This is a genomic window from Achromobacter sp. NPDC058515, from assembly GCF_042721735.1.
Taxonomy (GTDB): domain Bacteria; phylum Pseudomonadota; class Gammaproteobacteria; order Burkholderiales; family Burkholderiaceae_B; genus Achromobacter.
The window spans coordinates 56,047-73,764 of the sequence record NZ_JBHXNI010000017.1 but is presented as its reverse complement, the minus strand read 5'-3'; the positions used below and the strand labels follow the sequence as shown (position 1 = coordinate 73,764).

Here is a 17,718-nt window from a genome sequence, read left to right as displayed (position 1 = left end):
CGGGCAGGTGGGCTACTGTAGCCCTGCGGGTGGCGAGGGTCCAGTTCAGTCTCGGCCTGGCCCGCCGCGGCCATTGCCGTCGCCGCCGCGAGACTGGTCGCGTTGCTGCTGCTGCTGCTGCTGTTGCTGTTGCTGCTGTTGCTGCTGCCTTTGGCGGGCTTGCTGGTCGCGTTGTTGGCGCGCCTGCTGCTCGTGCTGCTGCCGGTCGCGGGCCAGTTGCCGGTCCTGCTGTTCGCGTTGTTGCCGCTGGCGCGCCTGCTGATCGCGCTGCCCTTGCTCGCGGGCCTGCTGCTGGATCTGCTGGTCGCGTTGCAGCTGCTGGCGCGCCTGTTGATCGCGCATTTCCCGCCGGCGGGCCTGCTGCTGGTCTTGCGCGTTGTTTTGCTGCTGCTCGCGCGCGTGCTGATCGCGCGTGCGCTGCTCGCGGGCACGCTGCTGGGCCTGCTGGTCGCGTTCCAGTTGCTGGCGCGCCTGTTGATCGCGCGCCTCCTGCTGGCGATTCTGCCGCTGCGCCTGCTGGTCGCGTTGCTGCTGTTCGCGAACCTGCCGTTGACGATCCTGCTGCTGGGCCAATTGTTCGCGGGCCTGCGGCGGCGCATTGCCCGGCCTGCCGTCCCGTCCGTTTTCCGGCCCCTTGTCGCGGCCGTCCCAGCCGTTGCCGGGCCGTCCGCCGCCTTCCGCCCGCTGTCCATCGGGGCGCCTGCCGTTGTCGGAATGGTCGACGTATGCCTGCGGAGGCCGGCCCTTGTTGTGCTCGTAGAATTGCGCCCGGTTGCTGCCGGCATCGCGCGCGTAGCCGCGCTGGATATCCGTGGGAGGCGCGTGGCGTTCCTTGCGCGCCGCGAGTTCGCGCGGATCGGGCTGGCGCCGGATGCCCGACGGGCCGCCGTGGTAGCTGACGCGCCGGTGGTCCGCGTTGTTGACCACGACGGTGTGGTTGTAGACGTAGTTCACGCGCGTGACGTTCACGTTCGTGACGGACCGGTTGTAGTAGAAGCGGTCGCGCTTCCAGTAGCCCCCGGCATAGCCCAGGCCGGTGTAGCCAAAGCCGTAGTTGATGCCGCCGTAGAAGCCCACGTGGGGACCCCAGTAGCCGGCGTTCCACATGTACAGGCCGTTGGCGTAGCCCCAGTAGCCGGGCGTCCACAGCGCCCCGGCGTAGGGCGCCAGCACCCAGGCGCCGGGAACCCAGAAAAAGCCGTAATGGTTGCGGCTCCAGTAGCCCGGCACCCACAGGTAGCCGTCGCCCGGGGCCGGCGGCTGCACGTAGACGGGCAGGGCCGGCGGCGGCTCGGGGCTGCGGTCCACCAGCGCCAGGTTGGCGGCGGCGGGATCGCCATTGTCATAGGCGGGATCGTAGGACGGCGCGGGCGGCGGCGCATAGGTCTGCGCCGCCGCGGCCGCACAGGCGGCCAGCATGGCGGCGGTGGCCAGCGGCCGCAGGCGGGAGATCCGGATGGAAGAGGTCATGGCGTTTCCTGTGCGCAGTTGCGCTCTTAGGAATTAGGCCACAGCGGATGGCGCGAGTTCGGGACTGTAATCGTTCCGAAACAGCTTTCGCGTGACCGGTGTTTGCGGGCGCGTGACCGTCGATGTCGTTCGTATCAATGTCTGCCGGGAAGCCCGAAAAAGCAAAGGGGCCGCCTGAGCGACCCCTTTGTCCCGCGTTGCGGCTTTACGCCTGGGCGATTTTTAGTTCCAGCGTCCGCCGTTGCCGGCCAGGCTGAAACGGCCCGCGCCCATGAAGGCGATGGCCAGGCCGGTGAACAGGAACATGCCTTGCAGTTCCAGCGCCCAGCCGCCTTGGTTGTTGATGCTGCCGATCTGGCCGCTGTGCGCGAGCAGGATGGCGACGACCATGTTGATGGCGACCAGCAGGCCGCCCAGGCGGGTGTAGACGCCAATAATCAGCAGCACGGGAGCGATGATCTCGCCCACGTAGGCGCCATACGCCAGGAAGCCGGGCAGGCCGTGCGAGGACAGCATGCCGCTGATGCCGCTGACGCCGCCGCCGGTCAGTTTGGCCAAGCCGTGGAGCAGAATCAGGATACCGAGGGTCAGGCGCAGGATCAGCTTGCCGGTGTCATCGGACTTGATCATGGTGAGTTTCTCTTGTGATGGTTAAGGGGGACAGTGCGCCGGTTGGAGCGCGCCGCGTGCCTTTGGTTCCGCGACCCGCGGCCGCCCGGCTTAGGGGAGGCCGCAGGTGCTGGCCGCGCCATTATGGCAAAGGCCGAACAAAATCATCAAGCTTTCCACCGGAATCGCGACAATCCGAGGGCCCGGCGGGCGATCAGAACTCTTCCAGAAAGCGCATGCGGAACCGGCGGCCCTTGATGTTGCTGTTGGACACGCGCGAGAACGCCTGCTTGGCGATCTGACGGTCCAGCGCCACATAGGAGTTGAACTCGGTGATGTTGATCTTGCCGACCTGCTCGAAGCTCAGGCCGCCGTCGCCGGTCAGGGCGCCCAACAAGTCGCCGGGGCGCAGCTTGTCCTTCTTGCCGCCCTGGATGCACAGGGTGATCATGGGCGCGCGCAAAGGCCGGTCGGCCTTGGGACGCAGCGACTTGAGGTCGGCCCATTTCAGCGGCGAACCCTGGTACTGCTCGATCAGGTTGGCCCAGCGCATTTCGTCGGGCGAACACAGGCTGAGCGCCAGGCCCTTCTGGTCGCCGCGGCCGCTGCGGCCGATGCGGTGCACATGGACCTCGGTGTCCTTGGTCACGTCCACATTGATCACGGCGCCCAGGTTCTGGATATCCAGGCCGCGCGCGGCCACGTCGGTGGCGACCAGCACGGCGCAGCTCTGGTTGGCAAACTGGATCAGGATTTCGTCGCGCTCGCGCTGTTCCAGGTCGCCGTTGAGCGCCTGGGCGCTGATGCCCTCGGCCTGCAGGCGTTCGACCAGGTCATGGCTGCGGACCTTGGTGTTGCAGAAGGCCAGCGTGGAGACCGGGCGGAAGTGGGCCAGCAGCCGGGCCACGGCGTCCAGCCTTTCGCCGTCGCCGATTTCGTAGAAGTACTGCTCGATCCGGCTGGAATCATGCTGCGCCTCGACCTTGACCTCGGCGGGGTTGCGCAGGAAACGGGCGCTGAGCTTGCGGATGTTGTCGGGGTAGGTGGCCGAGAACAGCAGGGTCTGGCGCTTGGTCGGGCAGTGCGAGGCGATGGCGACGATATCGTCATAGAAGCCCATGTCGACCATGCGGTCGGCCTCGTCGAGCACCAGGGTGTTCAGGCCGGACAGGTCCAGGCTGCCGCGCTCCAGGTGGTCCTGGATGCGGCCGGGCGTGCCCACCACCAGATGCGCGCCGCGGGCGAGCGATTCGGCCTGGGGACGCGCGGCGGCGCCGCCGCACAGCGTCAGGATCTTGACGTTGGGGATCAGGCGGGCCAGCCGGCGCAGTTCCTGCGCCACCTGGTCGGCGAGTTCACGGGTGGGGCACACCAGCAGCGCCTGCGGGGCCAGGCGGTTGACGTCCAGGTTCTGCAGCACGCCCAGGCCGAACGCCGCGGTCTTGCCGCTGCCGGTCTTGGCTTGCGCGATCAGGTCGCGGCCTTCCAGGATGAGCGGCAGGCTTTGCGCCTGGATGGGCGTCATCTGTTCGAAACCCAGGCTTTGCAGGTTGTCGAGCAGGGAGGGCAAGAGGGGCAGGGAGGAGAAGGGGGTGTTGGTCACAATAGGGCGGATCGCAAAGACCGCGAAAAACAGAGTCGACCGACAGTGTAAGCCCTGGCATCGCTTCGCCGCCGCCGGCGGCCCGAATGCGCGCCTGTCCCGCACAGGGCAGAAAAAACAGGGACGCAATGCATCCGCGACGCCTGCGTCAGGGCGCTAGGGCGCAGGCTCGTAGGTGCCCGCCAGCGCCCGTGCGGCTTCCTGCATGCGCGGCAGCCAGGCGCGGGCGCCTTCGATGGACAGGCGCGCAACCGGCGCATGCAGGGCGACCGCGGCGATGGCGCGCGAGCCGTGCAGGATGGGCACGGCCATGCAGACGATGCCCAGCAGGAATTCCTCGCGGTCGAAGCTGGCGCCTTCCTTCTTGATGACGCGCAGTTCCTGTTCCAGCGCCGCCACATCGCACAGGGTATTGGGCGTGTAGCGCGGCAGTGGCGCGGCGGCCAGGAGGCGCGCGCGCGCCTCGCGCCGCATGTGCGCCAGGAACAGCTTGCCGCTGGCCGAGCAGTGCAGGGGCACGCGCGAACCCGTTTGCAGGTTTACCCGCAGCGGCCAGGCGGTTTCCACGCGGTCCAGGTAGATGACCTCGTCGCCGTCGAGCATGGTGCAGTTGCAGGTTTCGCCGATTTCATCGACCAGGCTGTCGAGGATGCGATGGCGCTCGGCCCGCAGCGGCGAATTCAGCAGCGTGTCGCGGGCCAGGGCGCTGAGCCGGGGGCCGCTGACATAGCTTTTTCCGGCGGGTTCGCGCAGCAGCATGCCGGCATCCACCAGGCGCGACAGGATGCGCAGCACGGAGGGCTTGGGCAGGCCGGTGGCCTCGGTCAGCGCGGCCAGCGACACCGGCTGCCCGGACCGGGCCACCTGTTCCAGGAGCGTCAGCGCGCGCAGCGCGGCGGAGGATTCGTCTTTCATCTTTCAATATTTGAAGATTCGGCGAAAGGCAGCCCATCCTCGCACAGAATTTGCAGAAAATGAAACGCCGCGGGATGGGAAGGACGAGATTTCTGGCGCAGTATCGGATCACACCGGCCAATAAGCAATGGGACGAGCGCCGGCCCGCCAGGAGAGAGACCATGAGCAGCAAGCAACACATGACCCCCAGCGAAGCGTTTGTCGAGACGCTGGTCGCGCAGGGCGTCAAAGATGTTTTCGGCATCGTCGGTTCGGCCTTCATGGATGCGCTGGACCTGTTTCCCGCAGCCGGCATCCGCTTCGTGCCGACGGTGCACGAGCAGGGCGCGGCGCACATGGCCGACGGCTATTCGCGCGTGACCGGCAGGCATGGCGTGTGCATCGCGCAGAACGGCCCGGGCATCACCAATTTCGTGACCGGCGTGGCCGCCGCCTACTGGGCGCACAGCCCGGTGGTGGCCATCACCCCCGAGACCGGCACGTCGGGCATGGGGCTGGGCGGCTTCCAGGAGACGGAGCAACTGCCCATCTTTTCGCGCATCACCAAATACCAGGCGCACGTGAACCGGCCGGACCGCATGGCCGAATTCACGGCCAAGGCGTTCGACAATGCGATGGCCGAACGCGGGCCCTCGCAGCTGAATATCCCGCGCGACTATTTCTACGGCGAGATCGACGTGGCCATTCCGGAGCCGCGCCGGATCCGCCGCGGGCCGGGGTCCGAAGAAGACCTGGAAGCGGCGGCGCGCCTGCTGGCCGACGCCAAATTCCCGGTCATCGTGGCGGGCGGCGGCGTGCTGTTCTCCGACGGCCAGGCCGAATGCGTGGCGCTGGCCGAGCTGCTGGGCGCGCCCGTGGTGACCAGCTATCTGCACAACGACGCGTTCCCGGCCAGCCATCCGCTGTGGTGCGGCCCGCTGGGCTACCAGGGCGCCAAGGCCGGCATGAAGCTCTTGTCGCAGGCCGACGTGGTGCTGGCGCTGGGCACGCGGCTGGGGCCCTTCGGCACCTTGCCGCAGCACGGGCTGGACTACTGGCCGCAGGGCGCGCGCATCATCCAGGTCGACGCGGACCACCGGATGCTGGGCCTGGTGCGCCCGGTGTCGGTCGGCATCTGCGGCGACGCCAAGCCCGCGGCCGCAGCGCTGGCGGCCAAGCTGCAGGCCCGCGAGGTCGCCTGCGTCCGCACGAAGGAAGGCCGCGCCGGCGAGATCGCCGCGCAAAAGGCCGAATGGGAAAAGGAACTGGACGACTGGTCGCACGAACGCGATGACTGGAGCCTGGACATCATCGAGCACGGCGGGGGCCGCATGCACCCGCGCCGCATGCTGCGCGAGCTGGAACGCGCCATGCCCAAGCACGTCATGGTGTCGACCGACATCGGCAACATCTGCTCGGTGTCCAACAGCTACCTGCGGTTCGACGAGCCCAACTCCATGCTGGCCGCGATGAGCTTCGGCAACTGCGGCTACGCGCTGCCGGCGCTGATCGGCGCCAAGCTGGGCCGGCCCGACCGGCCGGCCGTGGCCTACGTGGGCGACGGCGCCTGGTGCATGAGCTTCCAGGAGCTGCTGACCTGCGTGCGCGAGCAGATTCCGGTGACGGCGGTGGTGTTCCACAACGGCCAGTGGGGCGCCGAGAAAAAGAACCAGGTCGACTTCTACGGCCGGCGCTTCGTGGGCAGCAACCTGCGGAACCCGGGCTTTGCCGAACTGGCGCGCGCCATGGGGGCGGAAGGCATACGGGTGGAGCACGCGGATCAGGTCGGCGCGGCCCTGCAGGCCGCCTGCCAGGCGCAGCTGGAAGGCAAGACCACCGTGCTGGAAATGATGGTCAGCCAGGAGCTGGGCGATCCGTTCCGGCGCGATGCGCTCAAGCAGCCGGTGCGCTTCCTGGACAAGTACCGCAAGTACGTGAACCAGCCGTTCAAGGCGGGCGAAGTGCCGCTGCCGATCGATCCGGTCGGACGCTGATCGGCGCCATGGCAATCGATCGCATGTTCGAGCCGCTGCGCGTTGCCGCGCTGGCGGCGGGGCGCTTGCGCACCGCGGTGGCGTATCCGCTATGCGCCACCAGCCTGCGCGCCGCCGCCCAGGCGGGCGAAGCGGGCTACATCGAGCCCGTGCTCGTCGGGCCCGCGGCCCGGCTTGCGGCGTTGATGGCGGAGACGGGCATACGGGCCGGGTCGATGGAGATCGTCGACACGCCGGACGACGAGCTGCTGGCGGCGCGCGCCGCGGCGGCCCTGGCGCGGGACGGCGCGGTCCGCATGCTGATGAAAGGCAGCCTGCACACCGACCACTTCATGTCCGCCGTGGTGGCGCGCGAGTCGGGCTTGCGCACCGGCAGGCGCATCAGCCATGCCTTCGTCATGGCGGTGGCGGCCTATTCCAAGCTCTTCATCTTGACGGATGCCGCCGTCAACATCGCGCCCACGCTACAGGAAAAGGCGGACATCGCGCAGAACGCCATCGACCTGGCGCGCGCCCTGGGCGTCGAGCGGCCCAAGGTGGCCGTGCTGTGCGCCACCGAGTCGGTCAACCCGGCCATGCCCGCCACGCTGGACGCGGCGGCGCTGTCCAAGATGGCCGACCGGCAGCAGATCCGCGGCGGCGAGATCGACGGGCCGCTGGCCTTCGACAACGCCATCTCGCGCGAGGCGGCGGAGCAGAAGGGCATCGTGTCGCGCGTGGCGGGGGACGCGGACATCCTGCTGGCGCCCGACATCGAGGCCGGCAACATGCTCTACAAGGAGCTGACCTGGCTGGCGGGCGCCGGCGCCGCGGGGCTGGTGCTGGGCACGCGGGTGCCGGTGCTGCTGACAAGCCGCTCCGACTCCATGGAGGCGCGCGTGAACAGCTGCGCCGTGGCGGTGCTGTATGCGCGGGCGCTGGCCGGCTGAGCTGGCACCAGCAAGTCTCGCGGTTTGGTACTAAGCCCGGACCCATTGGATGGCTACGCTAAAGCGCAAGCCATCCGATGAATGGCTGTCACCACATCAAGGGGTAGAACATGCGCAGCGCAAGACTAGGCCTGGCCACAATTCTGTCGGTGTTCGCCCTGGCGGGAGGCGCCATGGCGGCGGACCCGCCCAAGGCGGGCGGCACGCTGGTGATCGGTTCGACCCAGGTGCCGCGGCACCTGAACGGCGCCGTGCAATCGGGCATCGCCACGGCGCTGCCCAGTTCGCAGCTTTTCGCCAGCCCGCTGCGCTACGACGCGGACTGGAAGCCGCAGCCCTATCTGGCGCAATCCTGGGAGCTGGCGCCCGACGGCAAGTCGCTGACGCTGCACCTGCGCAGCGACGCGGTGTTCCATGACGGCAAGCCCGTGACGTCGGAAGACGTGGCTTTCTCCATCATGGCGGTCAAGCAGAACCATCCGTTCCAGACCATGTTCGCGCCGGTGGAGCGCGTGGACACGCCGGACGCCCATACCGCCGTGCTGCGCATGAGCAAGCCGCATCCGGCGATCCTGCTGGCCCTGTCGCCGGCACTGATGCCGGTCCTGCCCAAGCATATCTATGGCGACGGCCAGGACCTCAAGACCCATCCCCGCAACTCCGCCAATGTGGTGGGCTCCGGCCCGTTCGTGTTCAAGGAATTCAAGCCCGGCCAGGAAATCGTGCTGGAGCGCTTCGACAAGTTCTTCCTGCCGGGCAAGCCCCATCTGGACCGCATCGTAGTGAAGATCAATCCGGACGCCACCAATCTGCTGATCGGGCTGGAGCGCGGCGACATCGGCGTGCTGCCCTACATGACCGAGCCCACCATCCTGCGGCGCGCCAAGGACAACCCGGCCATCGTCATGAGCAACAAGGGCTACGAGGGCATCGGCGCGCTGAGCTGGCTGGCGTTCAACACCGCCCGCAAGCCGCTGGACGACGTGCGGGTGCGCCAGGCGATTGCCTACGCGACGGACAAGGGCTTTATCACCAAGGCGCTGAACGCGGGGTTTGCCGCGCCGGCGGACGGCCCGATCGTCGGCACCAGCCCCTTCGCCACCCAGGAAGTGAAGAAGTATCCGCTGGACCTGAAGAAGTCCGAGCAATTGCTGGACGAGGCCGGGTTCAAGAAGGACGGCAAGGGCGAACGCATGTCGCTCACGGTGGACTACATGCCGGGCAGCGACGTGCAGGGCAAGAACGTGGCCGAGTACCTGCGCAGCCAGCTAAAGAAGGTGGGCATCGCGGTGCAGGTGCGGGCGTCGCCGGATTTCCCCACCTGGGCCAAGCGCATCGCCAGCCATGACTTCGACATCACCACCGACATCGTCTTCAACTGGGGCGACCCCGTCATCGGCGTGCACCGGACCTATCTGTCGACCAACATCCGCGACATCATCTGGACCAACACGCAATCCTATAAGAACCCCAAGGTCGACGCCCTGCTGGAACAGGCGGGCGTGGAGACCGACGTGGACAAGCGCCGCGCGCTGTACGCCGAGTTCCAGCGCCTGGTCACCGAGGACGTGCCCATCGATTTCCTGACGGTCATCCCGTACCACACGCTGTCGTCCAAGAAGGTGCAGGGCCTGCCCGCGGGTATATGGGGCCTGCTGTCGCCGATGGACGATACGTACCTGCAATAGCCAGGGGGCCGCCATGCTGCGCTATCTCTCGCGCCGTCTCGCCTACGCCGCGCTGCTGCTGCTTGCCGTGGTGACGCTGAATTTCCTGCTGATCCATATTTCGCCGGGCGACCCCGTGGAGACCATCGCGGGGTCCATGGGCGGCATCAGCGAGGACCTGCGCGCGCAGCTGCGGGTCCAGTACGGGCTGGACAAGCCGTTCCTGGTGCAGCTGGGCCTGTACCTGTCGCAGGTGCTGCGTGGAGACCTGGGCTATTCCTACTTCTTCAACGTGCCGGTCGCCCAGCTGATCTGGGAACGCGTGCCCGCCACGCTGCTGCTGGTGGTGACGTCCGTGTCCAGCGCCTTCATCGTCGGCACGCTGCTGGGCACGCTGGCCGCGCGCAAGCCGAACGGTCCGCTGTCGCAGGGCATCACGCTGCTGTCCGTCGTGGGTTACTCGGCGCCGGTGTTCTGGACGGGCATCATCCTCATCATCCTGTTCGCCTCGACCTGGCCGATCTTTCCGGTGTCCGACATGCGCTCGGCGGGCGGGCCGCAGGGCGGATGGGCCGGCGCGCTGGACGTGCTGCACCACCTGGTGCTGCCGGCGTTCACGCTGGCCTTCGTGTACCTGGCGCAGTACAGCCGGCTGGCGCGCGCCAGCGTCATGGACGCGCTGTCGGCCGACTACATCCGCACCGCCCGCGCCAAGGGCCTGCCGGAGCGCACGGTCCTGTACAAGCACGCGCTGCGCAACGGCGTGCTGCCGGTGGTGACCATGCTGGGGCTGCAGTTCGGCAATGTGCTGGCCGGCGCCATCCTGGTGGAAACCGTCTTCAACTGGCCCGGGCTGGGGCGACTGGCCTTTGACTCGGTGCTCCGGCGCGATTACCCCACCTTGCTCGGCATCCTGCTCTTCGCATCGCTGCTGGTGGTGGTGATGAACCAGCTTACCGATCTGGCCTACCGGCTGATCGATCCCAGGATCAAGACATCATGAGCATGAGACCAGCCCCCATCGCGATTCCCGGCGCCGCTCTGGGCGATGCCCGGCCCAAGCCGCCGCCGCGACCACCCTACGAGGCGCTGCGGGTCTTCGCGCGCAACCCGACCGCGCTGATCGGCGTGCTGCTGCTCGCGGCGATTCTGGCGGTAACCATCTTCGGCCCGATGGCGATGGAGACGGATCCATTCGAGATCGCCGCCGCCCCGATGGAGCCGCCCGGCTCGGACCTGCTGCTGGGTTCCGACTACCTGGGCCGGGACGTCCTGACCGGCATGATCTACGGCGGCCGCGCGACCCTGCTGGTGGGCGTGGTGGCGGCCGTGCTGTCCATGGCCATCGGCGTGACGGTGGGCGCGCTGGCGGGCTACTACGGCGGCTGGGTCGACGAAACGCTGATGCGCATCACGGAGTTTTTCCAGGTGCTGCCCACCTTGCTCTTTGCCATGGTGCTGGTCACGCTCTTCACGCCGTCCCTGGCCACCATCGCCGTGGCCATCGGCGTAGTGAGCTGGACGGGAACGGCGCGCCTGGCCCGCGGGGAATTCCTGCGCCTCAAGCGCCGCGAATACGTGCTGGCGGAAAGGGTGATCGGCGCGGGCGACGCGCGCATCATCTGGCGCGTCATCCTGCCCAATGCGCTGGCGCCGCTGATCGTGTCGGCCACGCTGGCCATCGGCACCGCCATCCTGTTCGAGGCCGGCCTGTCGTTCCTGGGGCTGGGCGATCCGAACGTGATGAGCTGGGGGCTAATGATAGGCAGCAACCGCCCCTACATCCTTACCGCCTGGTGGGCGGTGACCCTGCCCGGCGCGGCCATCTTCCTGACGGTGCTGGCGGTCAGTCTGATCGGCGACGGCCTGAACGACGCGCTCAATCCCACCTCGCGGGGCCGGGCATGAACGCGCCCGACCAGTTGCCCGTGCTGGAGGTCGACGGCCTGAGCCTGGAGTTCCGCACGCGGGGGCGCGTGGCGGAGGTGCTGAGCGACGTGAGCTTCGACCTGCGGCCGGGGGAAACGCTGTGCCTGGTGGGCGAGTCCGGATGCGGCAAGAGCATGACGGCGCTGGCCATCATGCGCCTGATCCCGCCGCTGGCGCGCATCGGCGCCGGCAGCGTGCGCCTGCGCGGCGCCGACCTGGCGTCGCAAGACGACGAGGCGATGCGCCAGGTGCGGGGCAACAACATTTCCATGATCTTCCAGGAGCCCATGACCGCGCTCAATCCGGTGTATTCGGTGGGCGAGCAGATCGCCGAACCCCTGCGCCAGCACCAGGGCCTGAGCAAAGGCCAGGCGCGCGAGCGCGCCATCGAGATGCTGAAGTCCGTCGGCATCCCGCTGCCCGAGCGCCGTGTGGACGACTACCCGCACCAGATGTCGGGCGGCATGAGGCAGCGCGTCATGATCGCCATCGCGCTGGCCTGCGACCCGGACGTGCTGATCGCCGACGAACCGACCACGGCGCTGGACGTCACGGTGCAGGCGCAGATCTTCGACTTGCTGCGCGAGCAGCAGGCGCGGCGCGGCACCGCGGTGCTGCTGATCACCCACGACATGGGGGCGGTGTCGGAGATGGCGGACCGCGTGGTGGTCATGTATGGCGGCCGCGTGGTGGAGCAGGGCAGCGTCGGCCAGATCCTGGCGCATCCGCTGCACCCCTACACCCGGGGCCTGATCGCGTGCCTGCCGGAACTGGACCGGGCGCCCGACGATATCCGGCCGGACCTGCCCGAGATTCCCGGCATGGTGCCCTCGGTGTGGGAACGCGGCGAAGGCTGCCCTTTCCATGACCGCTGCAGCCACGCCATGGCGCGGTGCCGCGGCGCCTTTCCGCCGCTGACGCGCGTGGACGACGGGCAGGGCGTGGCCTGCTGGCTCTACCCGGAGGCGGCGCGATGACGCAAGCGCAATCATCCCCCTTGCTGTCGGTGCGCGACCTGGCCGTGCACTTTCCCGTCGGCGGACGCGGGCGCGACGGCGCGCCGGTCGTGGTGCGCGCGGTGGACGGCGTGTCGTTCGACCTCGCGCGCGGGCGCACGCTGGCCATCGTGGGCGAGTCGGGGTCGGGCAAGACCACCACGGCCTTGTCCGTGCTGCGGCTGGCGGACCCGACCGGCGGCAGCATCCATTTCGACGGCAAGGACCTGACCGCCATGCGCGGCGCGCCATTGCGGCGGATGCGGCGGCGCCTGCAGCTCGTCTTCCAGGACCCGTATTCGTCGCTGAACCCGCGTCAGCGGGCCGAGGAAATCGTGCGCACGCCGCTGGACCTGATGGGCATCGACCCGCCCGGCGGGCGCGAGGCGCGCGTGGCGCTGATGTTCGAGCTGGTGGGCCTGCGGCCCGAGCAGCGCCAGCTTTTTCCGCACCAGTTCTCGGGCGGCCAGCGGCAGCGTCTGAACATTGCGCGGGCGCTGGCCAGCGCGCCGGACCTGATCGTGTGCGACGAGCCGGTGTCGGCGCTGGACATCGCCATCCGCGCCCAGATCCTCAACCTCCTGCGGCGGATCCAGCGCGACCAGGGCCAGTCCTTTCTTTTCATTTCGCACGACATGGCGGTGGTGGAGCACGTCTGCGACGACATCGCCGTCATGTACCTGGGCAAGATCATCGAGCGGGCCTCGCGGCGCGCCTTCTTTTCGCGTCCGCTGCACCCGTACAGCGTGGCGTTGATGTCCGCCGTGCCCACGGTGAAGGGCGGCCGCGAAACGGCGGCGCGCCGGGTCAGGCTGGCGGGCGATCCGCCCAGTCCGGTGAATCCGCCGCCGGGCTGCCGCTTTGCCGGGCGCTGTCCGGTCGCGCAGCCGGTCTGCGCCACGCAGGAGCCCGCGCTGCGGGAAGTGGCGCCGGCGCATCACGTGGCCTGCCATTTTGTCGAGTCCCGCGACGGCATGGCGGTATCGCCGCTGCAGGGGTAATCCACTTGTATCCCAAGGAAATCCTGATGAGCCAGCCCGCAGCCCGCACGACCATCTACGCCGCGCGAACCATCCTCACCATGAACCCCGCCCAGCCGCGCGCGACCCACGTCGCCGTGCGCGACGGTCGCATCCTGGGCGTGGGCAGCAGGGAGGACCTGGCCGGCTGGGGGCCGGCGCAGGTCGACGAACGCTATGCGGACCGGGTGCTGATGCCGGGGCTGGTCGAAGGGCACTGCCACCTGCCCGAAGGCGGCATGTGGAAGTTCGTCTATGTGGGCTATTACGACCGGCGCGGGCCCGACGGCCGGCTGTGGCAGGGCTTGAAGAGCTTCGATGAGGTCGCGGGCAGGCTGCGCGATTTCGAGCGCGCGCTGGCGCAGGGCGAGACGCTGATCGGCTGGGGTTTCGATCCCATCTTCTTCGGCGGCGAGCGGATGAGCATCCGGGACCTGGACGCGGTGTCCGCCGACAGGGCCGTGGTGGTGATGCACGCCAGCATGCACCTGATGAATGTGAATACGCCCATGCTGGCGCAGGCGGGCATAGACCGCGATACCGATATCGAAGGCGTGAGCCGGCTTGCGGACGGGCAACCTAGCGGCGAGCTCTGCGAATTCGCCGCGATGTTTCCGGTCTTGCGGCTGATCGGCAGCCCGTTCCGCACGGTGGGCATGACGGAAGAGGGCTTGCGGATGTTCGGCAAGGTGGCGCAGTGGGCCGGGGTCACCACCGCCACGGACCTCGTCAATGAACTGGGCGACGAGGGCCTGGCGACGCTGGCGCGCGTGACCGCCGAGCCGGACTACCCGGTCAGGATCGTGCCGGCCGCGTCCGCCCTGACATACGCCGGCGACCCGGCGCGCTGCCTGGAGAAGCTGGAGGCGGCCAGGCGGCTCAACCACGACAAGCTGCGCCTGGGCATGGTCAAGCTGGTGGTCGACGGGTCCATACAGGGATTCACCGCGAGGGTGCGCTGGCCGGGCTACTACAACGGCGCGCCCAACGGCATCTGGGTCATCGCGCCGGCCGAACTCGACGCAATGGTGCAGGCCTATCACGACGCGGGCGCGCAGCTGCATATCCATACCAACGGCGACGAGGCCACGCAGCTTGCCATCGACGCCGTGGACCGCGCGCTGCAGCGAACGCCGCGCCGGGATCACCGCCATACGCTGCAGCATTGCCAGATGGCGGACGCCGCGCAGTTCCGGCGCATGGCCAGCCTGGGCATGTGCGTGAACCTGTTCGCCAACCACATCTTCTACTGGGGCGACGCCCATTACGCCCTGACCATGGGCCCGGACCGCGCCAACCGCATGGACGCCTGCGCATCCGCCGCGCGCGCCGGCGTGCCGTTCGCGATCCATTCCGATGCGCCGATCACGCCGCTGGGGCCCTTGTTCACGGCCTGGTGCGCGGTGAACCGGCAGACCTCGTCGGGCCGCGTGCTGGGCGAGTCCGAGCGCATCGGGGTGGACGCGGCGCTGCACGCCATCACCCTGGGCGCCGCCTATACGCTGTGCCTGGATCACCTGGTGGGGTCCATCGAAGTCGGCAAGCATGCGGATTTCTGCGTGCTGGAAGACGACCCGACCGCCACGCCGCCGGAAAGGCTGAAGGACATCAAGGTGCTGGGAACCGTCATCGGCGGCCGTCCGCTGGCGCTTCAGGATGCGTGAGATGGCGCGGATTCCCCTGACCGTGGTGGGCGGCTTCCTGGGCTCGGGCAAGACCACCTTGCTGAACCACGTGCTGGCGGCCAGCCCCCGCCGCGCCGCGGTGCTGGTCAACGATTTCGGGCCCGTCGACATCGACGCGGGGCTGATCGCCGGGCGCGCCGAGAACGTCATCCGGCTGGCCAACGGCTGCGTCTGCTGCTCGATGGCGGGCGGCCTGGACGACGCGCTGGCGCGCGTGCTGGCGCTGGACCCGCTTCCGGAGTGGATCGTCATCGAGGCCAGCGGCGTGTCGGACCCCGGGCGCATCGCGCAGGTGGGCATGTCCGATCCCATGCTGCAGCTGGAAGGCGTCATCGTGCTGGCGGACGCGGGCAACCTGCGCGAAGCGGCCGCCGATCCCCTGCTGGCGGACACCGTGGAGCGCCAGCTCCGGGCGGCGGACCTGCTGGTGCTGAACAAGACCGACCTGGCCTCGGACACGGAACTGGCGGCGCTGCGGTCCTGGCTGCACGACGCGACCGGCGGCGCGGCCATCGTGGCCGCGCGCGAGGCGCGGGTGGATCTGCGCTGGCTGATCGGAGAGGCCGAAGGCGCCGCCGACGATCACGTCTGCGGGCCGCATTGCGCGGAGCATGCGCGGGTGGATCCTGCCTCGGATCCGCGGCATCCGTTCCAGAGCTGGCTGTGGCGCGCGCCCGCCTTGCTGGACGCCGACGAGTTTGCCCGCAGGCTCAGGCAATTGCCGCGCCAGTTGCTGCGCGCCAAGGGCTGGGTGCGCACCGGCCGGCATGGCTGGGTGCTCGTGCAATGGGCCGGACGCCGCGTGCGCTATGACACGCAGGCGCGCCCGCCGGCGGATCTGGACGGACCGTCGCTGGTGCTGATCGGCCTGCGCGGCGCCATCCGCATCGAAGAGATCTCGGCACTGCTCGCGCCGGCCGCGGCGCGGGCCCCTGCGTAGCGCTTTACGCGTGGACGGACGCCCGGGTCTGGTGCAAGCGATTCCCCGTGTCTGGTTCTAGACCCTGGCATTGCCCGCACGTACCTTGGTGGTTCAGCGTGGACGCATCTCGCGCCCCGCCAGCAGAGGAGGGTAGGCAATGCACAAGACCGTCACCGTGGAGATGCTGGCCGAGTTCGCGGCCGCGTGGAACCGGCACGATATCGACGCCCTGATGTCTTTCATGAGCGAGGACTGCGTGTTCGAGACCGTGGGCGGGCCCGAGCAGTACGGCAGCCGCCATGCGGGTCCGGAAGCGGTGCGCGCGGCATTTGCCGCGGCCTGGAAGAGCTTCCCCGATGCGCAGTGGGCCAACGGCCGGCACTGGGTCGCCGGGGACCGCGGGGTCTCCGAATCCACGTTCTCCGGCACCGCGCCGGACGGCACGCGCATCGAGGCGGACATGGTGGACATCTTCACCTTCCAGGACGGCAAGATCCGCGTGAAGAACGCGTTTCGCAAGCAGCGCCCGGCCTTGCCGGCCCGGGCCTGAGGCCGCCGCCTCGCGGCCAGCAACCGGAACCGCAGCATGGATACGCAAATGTCCTTCGACTCCCATCGCCCGGCCCCAGCGCCCGGCGCCGCCATCAGCGCGTACAACCCGGCCTATGACCCGCTGGTGTCTCCGCCCGGCCAGGGCCAGGACTACGCGCCCACCTATTGGGTGGCGACCGCCGGCGCGCCGCCCGAGGACGACGGGCCGATCAATGGCGATATCGATGCCGACGTGGTGATCGTCGGCTCCGGCTTCACGGGCCTGTCGGCGGCCCTTGCCCTGGCGCGGGACTTCGGCGTGAAGGCCGTGGTGCTGGAGGCCAACCGCGCCGTCTGGGGATGCACCAGCCGCAATGGCGGCCAGGGGCAGAACGCGTCCGGGCGCCTGTACCGCTCGCAGTGGATTGCGCGCTGGGGGCTGGACATGGCCAAGCGGCTGGACGCCGAGATCCGCGAGGGCTTCGAGTACTGGAAGAGCCTGGTGGCCCAGGTGGACTGCGACGCGCAGCCGGGCGGCCACCTGTACACGGCGCATCGCAGGAAGAAGATGGCCTTCCTGGAAAACGAGTCCCGCGTGATGCGCGAGGTCTTCGGCTACGACACGAAGATGCTCAGCAAGGCGGAGCTGCGCGAACGCTATGTGGACGACCACGAAGCCGTGGGCGCGATGCATGAGCCGGATGGCGTGGGCGTGCAGCCGCTGAAGCTGGCCTACGGCTATCTGCGGCAGGCGCGCGCGCTGGGCGCGCGCATCCATCCGGCCAGCCCGGTGCTGGGCTGGCGCGTGGAAAACGGCATGTACCTGCTGCAGACGCCGGGCGGCGTGGTGCGCGCGCGGCGCGTGGCGTTCGCCACGGGCGGCTACACCGCGCAGGGCGTGAACCGCCTCCTGGACAACCGGATCATGCCGGTGCTGTCGAACTCGATGGTGACGCGGGTGCTGACGCCGGCCGAGCGCGAGGCGGCGGGCTTGAAGAGCACGGTGTTCATCACCGATACGCGCACGCTGCGCTTTTACTACCGCCTGCTGCCCGACGGCCGCATGCAGATCGGCAGCCGCAGCGCGCTGCGCGGGGCGGATGCCGAACATCCGCGCCACCTGGCGCTGCTGCGCGAAGGGCTGGCGCGCAAGTTCCCGTCGCTCAAGGGCGTGGACGTGGCGTATTCCTGGTGGGGCTGGGTGGATGTCAGCCACGACATGATGCCGCGCGTGACCCAGCCGGACCCGGCGCAGCAGGTGTATTACGCCTTCGGGTATGGCGGCAACGGCGTGGCGTTCTCGGCCCATGCGGGCAGGCGGCTGGCGCAGCGGATGATGGGCCAGGACGGCATCGCCTGGGATTTGCCGATTTACGACTCGCCCTTGCCGGGGCACATGTTCGCGCCGTTCCGCAGGCTCGGCCAGGGCCTGCTGTACCGCTGGTACTACCTGCGGGACGAACTGCTCTAG

General features: G+C 68.9%; 15 protein-coding genes. 11 read left to right on the top strand and 4 right to left on the bottom strand.

Annotated elements, in window-relative coordinates:
• Positions 1 to 45 precede the first annotated feature (45 nt).
• From ACFWP0_RS24690 to ACFWP0_RS24675, 4 genes are all read right to left on the bottom strand, one after another.
• Positions 46 to 1,470: an adenylate cyclase gene (locus ACFWP0_RS24690; RefSeq protein WP_377846599.1), complete on the bottom strand. Its 1,425-nt coding sequence runs from the start codon at positions 1,468 to 1,470 to the stop codon at positions 46 to 48.
• A 222-nt stretch (positions 1,471 to 1,692) separates the two neighbouring features.
• Positions 1,693 to 2,100 (bottom strand): DoxX family protein, encoded by a 408-nt coding sequence (locus tag ACFWP0_RS24685; protein ID WP_377846597.1) that lies wholly within the window; start codon positions 2,098 to 2,100, stop codon positions 1,693 to 1,695.
• Positions 2,101 to 2,293: 193 nt separating this feature from the next.
• Entirely contained in the window at positions 2,294 to 3,682 is a 1,389-nt protein-coding gene (dbpA, locus tag ACFWP0_RS24680) for an ATP-dependent RNA helicase DbpA (protein ID WP_377846595.1), read from the bottom strand.
• A 156-nt stretch (positions 3,683 to 3,838) separates the two neighbouring features.
• Complete coding sequence (locus ACFWP0_RS24675) at positions 3,839 to 4,597, bottom strand: IclR family transcriptional regulator (protein WP_377846593.1); 759 nt, start codon at positions 4,595 to 4,597, stop codon at positions 3,839 to 3,841.
• Positions 4,598 to 4,758: 161 nt separating this feature from the next.
• Here ACFWP0_RS24675 and xsc point away from each other — a divergent pair, with 161 nt between their 5' ends.
• The 11 genes from xsc (at position 4,759) to ACFWP0_RS24620 (ending at position 17,718) form a co-directional block, all read left to right on the top strand.
• Entirely contained in the window at positions 4,759 to 6,570 is a 1,812-nt protein-coding gene (gene xsc / locus ACFWP0_RS24670) for a sulfoacetaldehyde acetyltransferase (RefSeq protein WP_377846592.1), read from the top strand.
• Between the two features lie 8 nt (positions 6,571 to 6,578).
• A complete protein-coding gene (locus ACFWP0_RS24665) occupies positions 6,579 to 7,499 on the top strand; it encodes a bifunctional enoyl-CoA hydratase/phosphate acetyltransferase (RefSeq protein WP_377846590.1) in 921 nt (306 codons plus the stop codon).
• 110 nt (positions 7,500 to 7,609) lie between these two features.
• Entirely contained in the window at positions 7,610 to 9,187 is a 1,578-nt protein-coding gene (locus tag ACFWP0_RS24660; RefSeq protein ID WP_377846588.1) for an ABC transporter substrate-binding protein, read from the top strand.
• A gap of 13 nt (positions 9,188 to 9,200) precedes the next feature.
• Positions 9,201 to 10,169 (top strand): ABC transporter permease, encoded by a 969-nt coding sequence (locus tag ACFWP0_RS24655; RefSeq protein WP_377846586.1) that lies wholly within the window; start codon positions 9,201 to 9,203, stop codon positions 10,167 to 10,169.
• A 2-nt stretch (positions 10,170 to 10,171) separates the two neighbouring features.
• Positions 10,172 to 11,074 carry an ABC transporter permease gene (locus tag ACFWP0_RS24650; RefSeq protein WP_377846783.1) on the top strand — a complete coding sequence of 301 codons (903 nt, stop codon included), beginning with the start codon at positions 10,172 to 10,174 and terminating at the stop codon, positions 11,072 to 11,074.
• Complete coding sequence (locus tag ACFWP0_RS24645) at positions 11,071 to 12,072, top strand: ABC transporter ATP-binding protein (RefSeq protein ID WP_377846584.1); 1,002 nt, start codon at positions 11,071 to 11,073, stop codon at positions 12,070 to 12,072. The genes ACFWP0_RS24650 and ACFWP0_RS24645 overlap by 4 nt, the downstream gene beginning before the upstream one ends.
• The gene (locus tag ACFWP0_RS24640) at positions 12,069 to 13,091 is read left to right on the top strand and encodes an ABC transporter ATP-binding protein (RefSeq protein ID WP_377846582.1); all 1,023 of its coding nucleotides are present in this window, start codon (positions 12,069 to 12,071) and stop codon (positions 13,089 to 13,091) included. The genes ACFWP0_RS24645 and ACFWP0_RS24640 overlap by 4 nt, the downstream gene beginning before the upstream one ends.
• 26 nt (positions 13,092 to 13,117) lie before the next feature.
• Entirely contained in the window at positions 13,118 to 14,773 is a 1,656-nt protein-coding gene (locus tag ACFWP0_RS24635; protein ID WP_377846581.1) for an amidohydrolase, read from the top strand.
• Between the two features lies 1 nt (position 14,774).
• The gene (locus ACFWP0_RS24630; RefSeq protein WP_377846579.1) at positions 14,775 to 15,734 is read left to right on the top strand and encodes a CobW family GTP-binding protein; all 960 of its coding nucleotides are present in this window, start codon (positions 14,775 to 14,777) and stop codon (positions 15,732 to 15,734) included.
• Between the two features lie 139 nt (positions 15,735 to 15,873).
• A complete protein-coding gene (locus tag ACFWP0_RS24625; RefSeq protein ID WP_377846577.1) occupies positions 15,874 to 16,266 on the top strand; it encodes a nuclear transport factor 2 family protein in 393 nt (130 codons plus the stop codon).
• Positions 16,267 to 16,302: 36 nt separating this feature from the next.
• Positions 16,303 to 17,718: an NAD(P)/FAD-dependent oxidoreductase gene (locus ACFWP0_RS24620; RefSeq protein WP_377846575.1), complete on the top strand. Its 1,416-nt coding sequence runs from the start codon at positions 16,303 to 16,305 to the stop codon at positions 17,716 to 17,718.

Excerpts from the sequence above, each read along its gene's own strand:
- ACFWP0_RS24690 (WP_377846599.1), bottom strand. The coding sequence starts at position 1,470 with ATGACCTCTTCCATCCGGATCTCCCGCCTGCGGCCGCTGGCCACCGCC.
- ACFWP0_RS24685 (WP_377846597.1), bottom strand. The coding sequence starts at position 2,100 with ATGATCAAGTCCGATGACACCGGCAAGCTGATCCTGCGCCTGACCCTC.
- ACFWP0_RS24675 (WP_377846593.1), bottom strand. The coding sequence starts at position 4,597 with ATGAAAGACGAATCCTCCGCCGCGCTGCGCGCGCTGACGCTCCTGGAA.
- xsc (WP_377846592.1), top strand. The coding sequence starts at position 4,759 with ATGAGCAGCAAGCAACACATGACCCCCAGCGAAGCGTTTGTCGAGACG.
- ACFWP0_RS24665 (WP_377846590.1), top strand. The coding sequence starts at position 6,579 with ATGGCAATCGATCGCATGTTCGAGCCGCTGCGCGTTGCCGCGCTGGCG.
- ACFWP0_RS24660 (WP_377846588.1), top strand. The coding sequence starts at position 7,610 with ATGCGCAGCGCAAGACTAGGCCTGGCCACAATTCTGTCGGTGTTCGCC.
- ACFWP0_RS24655 (WP_377846586.1), top strand. The coding sequence starts at position 9,201 with ATGCTGCGCTATCTCTCGCGCCGTCTCGCCTACGCCGCGCTGCTGCTG.
- ACFWP0_RS24650 (WP_377846783.1), top strand. The coding sequence starts at position 10,172 with ATGAGACCAGCCCCCATCGCGATTCCCGGCGCCGCTCTGGGCGATGCC.
- ACFWP0_RS24645 (WP_377846584.1), top strand. The coding sequence starts at position 11,071 with ATGAACGCGCCCGACCAGTTGCCCGTGCTGGAGGTCGACGGCCTGAGC.
- ACFWP0_RS24640 (WP_377846582.1), top strand. The coding sequence starts at position 12,069 with ATGACGCAAGCGCAATCATCCCCCTTGCTGTCGGTGCGCGACCTGGCC.
- ACFWP0_RS24635 (WP_377846581.1), top strand. The coding sequence starts at position 13,118 with ATGAGCCAGCCCGCAGCCCGCACGACCATCTACGCCGCGCGAACCATC.
- ACFWP0_RS24630 (WP_377846579.1), top strand. The coding sequence starts at position 14,775 with ATGGCGCGGATTCCCCTGACCGTGGTGGGCGGCTTCCTGGGCTCGGGC.
- ACFWP0_RS24625 (WP_377846577.1), top strand. The coding sequence starts at position 15,874 with ATGCACAAGACCGTCACCGTGGAGATGCTGGCCGAGTTCGCGGCCGCG.
- ACFWP0_RS24620 (WP_377846575.1), top strand. The coding sequence starts at position 16,303 with ATGGATACGCAAATGTCCTTCGACTCCCATCGCCCGGCCCCAGCGCCC.